Origin of the sequence: Streptomyces sp. NPDC001027, from assembly GCF_040299045.1 — a bacterium.
Lineage (GTDB): Bacteria > Actinomycetota > Actinomycetes > Streptomycetales > Streptomycetaceae > Streptomyces.
The window spans coordinates 1-3,967 of the sequence record NZ_JBEPBI010000431.1; the positions used below are offsets into that span (position 1 = coordinate 1).

A 3,967-nucleotide genomic window follows, 5' to 3' on the forward strand; every position below is an offset into this window, starting at 1 on the left:
GCCAGCAGGCCGGCTTCCGCGCCTGCAAGCGCTGCCGGCCCGACACCAGCCCCGGCTCCCCGGAGTGGAACCAGCGGGCCGACCTGGTCGCACGGGCCATGCGGCTGATCGCGGACGGCGTCGTCGACCGCGAAGGCGTTCCCGGACTCGCCTCCCGGCTGGGATACAGCACCCGCCAGATCGAACGCCAACTCGTCGGCGAGCTCGGCGCTGGACCGCTCGCGCTGGCCCGCGCCCAGCGCGCCCAGACCGCCCGCCTGCTGATCGAGACGACCTCGCTCCCCATGGCGGACGTCGCGTTCGCCGCCGGCTTCGCCTCCGTGCGCACCTTCAACGACACCGTCCGCGAGGTCTTCGCCCTCGCCCCGAGCGACCTGCGCGCCCGCGCCCCGCGCAAGGACGCCCCCGCCCGCCCGGCGGCGCCAGGGACGCTCGCGCTGCGCCTCCCCTTCCGCGCCCCCCTCAACCCCGACAACCTGTTCGGCCATCTCGCCGCGACCGGCGTCCCCGGCGTGGAGGAGTGGCGCGACGGCGCGTTCCGGCGCACACTGCGGCTGCCGTACGGGCACGGCGTGGTGGCGCTCACCCCGAACCCGGACCACATCGGCTGCCGGCTCACCCTCAGCGACCTGCGCGATCTCACCGTGGCCATCAGCCGCTGCCGGCGGATGCTGGACCTGGACGCCGACCCGGTCGCCGTCGACGACCAGCTGCGCACGGACCCGCTGCTCGCGCCCCTGGTGGACAAGGCGCCCGGCCGGCGGGTGCCGCGCACGGTCGACGAGGCGGAGTTCGCGGTGCGCGCCGTGCTGGGCCAGCAGGTGTCCACCGCGGCCGCCCGCACGCACGCCGCCCGCCTGGTCACCGCCCACGGCGACCCGGTGGACGATCCCGAAGGCGGCCTCACCCACCTCTTCCCGACCCCCGAGGCGCTGGCCGAGCTCGATCCCGCGTCGCTCGCCATGCCGCGCAGCCGCCGCACCACCTTCACCACCCTCGTGCGGGAACTCGCCGGCGGCGCCCTGCGCCTCGGCGCGGAGAGCGACTGGCCCGAGGCCCGCGCCAGGCTCCTCGCGCTGCCCGGCTTCGGCCCCTGGACCACCGACGTCATCGCGATGCGCGCCCTCGGCGACCCCGACGCCTTCCTGCCCACCGACCTCGGAATCCGGCGCGCGGCACAGGAGTTGGGCCTGCCCTCGACACCGGCGGCGCTGACCGCGCGGGCGGCCGCCTGGTGCCCCTGGCGCGCGTACGCCGTCCAGTACCTCTGGGCGACCGACAGCCACCCGATCAACTTCCTTCCGGTATAAGGACGTTCTGTGAAGCACCACACGATCTTCGACAGCCCGTACGGCCCGCTCACGCTCGTAGCCGACGACGGCGTCCTGTGCGGCCTCTACATGACCGACCAGCGTCACCGACCGCCCGAGGAGAACTTCGGGGTCCGCGACGACACCGGCTTCGAGGCCGCCGAGGAGCAGCTGACGGCCTACTTCGCGGGCGAGTTGACGGAGTTCACCCTCGAACTGCGCCTGCACGGAACCCCGTTCCAGCGCAGTGTCTGGGCCGGGCTGCGCGCGATCCCGTACGGCGAGACCCGCACCTACGGCGAACTCGCCGAAACCCTCGGCAGTCCGGGCGCCTCCCGCGCGGTGGGCCTCGCCAACGGCAAGAACCCGATCGGCATCATCGTGCCCTGTCACCGCGTGATCGGGGCCGGCGGCGGCCTGACCGGCTACGGCGGCGGCCTGGACCGCAAACGTCGGCTGCTGGACTTCGAGAGCGGCGCCGTCGCGGTCGGGCGGACCCTGTTCTAGGGCCTGGCCCGTGGTCCGCCCGTCAGGGCCCTACGCGCTCTCCCTCTCCAGGCCCCGCAAGAGCCGGGGCAGGGCGGTGCCGATGGGCTCGCGGATCACTTCGCCGGCGAGGTCGTCGTACGGGGTCGGCTCGGCGTTGACGATGATCAGACGGGCTCCGTGATCGGCGGCGACGCCCGCGAGCCCGGCGGCGGGCTGGACGCGCAGGCTGGTGCCGACGGCGATGAACACGGTGCAGGCCTTGCTGATCGCGAGCGCCTGGCCGAGGACGACCGGGTCGAGCCGCTCGCCGAACATGACGGTGGCCGACTTCAGGATCCCGCCGCAGTCCGGGCAGTGCGGGTCCTCCTCGCCGGCCTCCAGGCGGGCGAGGGCGTCCTCCATCGGACCGCGGGCACGGCAGCTCGTGCAGACGACGCTGCGGGCGCTGCCGTGCAGCTCCAGGACCTTGCGCCCGGGCAGACCGGCGAGCTGGTGGAGCCCGTCCACGTTCTGGGTGATCACCCGTACGGGGACCCCGGACTTCTCCAGCTCGGCGACGGCCAGGTGCGCGGCGTTCGGCTCGGCCTTCAGCGCCTGGCTCGTGCGTCGCATCTGCCATGAGCGCCGCCGGATCTCCGGGGCGCCCATGTAGTGCTCGTAGGTGACGAGCTTCTCCGCCTCCGGATCGCGTCGCCACAGCCCGTTCGGGCCGCGGTAGTCGGGGATGCCGGAGTCGGTGGAGACGCCCGCACCGCTGAGGATGGCGACAAGGGGCTTGTTCATGCGTTCGAGCGTAGGGCGGGCCTGTGGCGGCCGCGAGCGCATTACCCGTCCGGGGCGCAGCGCCCGGCGCCGCCCTCTCCGCACGGCCGGGGCACGCCCCCCCTCGACGCCGAACTCCTCGTAGAGGTCAGGGCGCTCACCGGCGGGGGCGGCTCCCGGGACGCCGTAGGACCGGTCGTGCGCGACCGCGTCGGTCAGCGCGCGGGGCGGCCGTCCTCCAGCTCGGCCGTCGCCGTGCCGTCGTCCAGGGCGTCCAGCGCGGCCAGCACCCGATGGCCCAGCTCTCCCAGCAGATGGCCGGTGAGCTCCTCGCGCGGCACCAGCCGCCAGGACAGCAGCTCCGACTCCTGCAGCCGGATCGCCCCGAGGTCGGCCTCGTCGAGGACCCCGCCGTCGTACACGTACGCCACCAGCGGCGGACGGTCCGGGCCGAGCACCCAGTCCACCGCGAGCAGCCGGCCGAGGTCGCGGTCGAGCCCGATCTCCTCGAGCGTCTCGCGCCGCGCCGCCTGCCGAGGGCTCTCGCCCGTGTCGGACTCGATCGTGCCGCCCGGAAGGGCCCAGCCGGCCCGGTAGTTCGGCTCGACCAGCAGGACCCGCCCCCGCGCGTCGCGGAACAGCGCGGCCGCTCCGGCCAGGACGCGGGGCAGGGAGGCGACGTACGCGGCGAAGCCGGGCGGGCTGGAGGCAGTCATCCCGAAAGCGTACGCGGCGGGAGGGCCCGCAGGCCGCGTCCGGCGGTCGGGCACGGCATGACGGCACGGGCCTGCTGCGGTTAAGGTCACAACGGCGCGACTGGCCCTGAGGTGCGCGGGGCCCGGAGAGCAAGGGGATGGCAAAGGTGGCGGACGCTGCACGGCAGGGCACCCGACGGGTGCTCGTGGCCGCGGACAAGTTCAAGGGCTCGCTGACGGCCGTGGAGGTCGCCGAGCGGGTGACGGCCGGGCTGCGCCGGGCCGTGCCGGACGTCGAGGTGGAGGCCCTGCCCGTCGCGGACGGCGGTGACGGCACGGTGGCCGCGGCGGTCGCCGCCGGCTTCGCCCGCCGTGAGGTGCGGGTCGCCGGGCCGCTCGGCCAGGAGGTGACGGCCGCGTTCGCGGTGCGCGGCGACACCGCGGTGGTGGAGATGGCGGAGGCGAGCGGACTGCAACGGCTCCCGGCCGGCGTCCTCGCCCCGCTCACGGCGTCGACGTACGGCTCGGGCGAGCTGCTGCGGGCCGCGCTCGACACAGGCGTGCGGACGATCGTGTTCGGCGTCGGCGGCAGCGCGACCACGGACGGCGGCGCGGGCATGCTCTCCGCGCTCGGCGCGCGGTTCCTCGACGAGGACGGCGAGCCGGTGGCGCCGGGCGGCGGAGGCCTCGCGCGGCTGGCCCGCGCGGACC

5 protein-coding genes are annotated in these 3,967 nt (G+C 75.3%); 3 read left to right on the forward strand and 2 right to left on the reverse strand.

Annotation, left to right across the window (positions count from 1 at the left end; translation table 11 throughout):
• A partial coding sequence (locus ABT300_RS42165) for a DNA-3-methyladenine glycosylase 2 (protein ID WP_351687935.1) occupies nt 1-1,310 on the forward strand: 1,310 nt, incomplete at its 5' end.
• A 9-nt stretch (nt 1,311-1,319) separates the two neighbouring features.
• Entirely contained in the window at nt 1,320-1,817 is a 498-nt protein-coding gene (locus ABT300_RS42170) for a methylated-DNA--[protein]-cysteine S-methyltransferase (RefSeq protein WP_351687937.1), read from the forward strand.
• Nucleotides 1,818-1,847: 30 nt separating this feature from the next.
• Here ABT300_RS42170 and ABT300_RS42175 read toward each other — a convergent pair whose 3' ends face one another.
• Both ABT300_RS42175 and ABT300_RS42180 read right to left on the reverse strand, forming a co-directional pair.
• Nucleotides 1,848-2,582: an SIR2 family NAD-dependent protein deacylase gene (locus ABT300_RS42175; protein ID WP_351687939.1), complete on the reverse strand. Its 735-nt coding sequence runs from the start codon at nt 2,580-2,582 to the stop codon at nt 1,848-1,850.
• A 194-nt stretch (nt 2,583-2,776) separates the two neighbouring features.
• A complete protein-coding gene (locus ABT300_RS42180; protein WP_351687941.1) occupies nt 2,777-3,277 on the reverse strand; it encodes an NUDIX domain-containing protein in 501 nt (166 codons plus the stop codon).
• 137 nt (nt 3,278-3,414) lie between these two features.
• Between ABT300_RS42180 and ABT300_RS42185 the strand changes: the two genes are divergently transcribed.
• Nucleotides 3,415-3,967 (forward strand): glycerate kinase (locus ABT300_RS42185; RefSeq protein ID WP_351687944.1); only part of this gene is annotated, 553 nt, incomplete at its 3' end.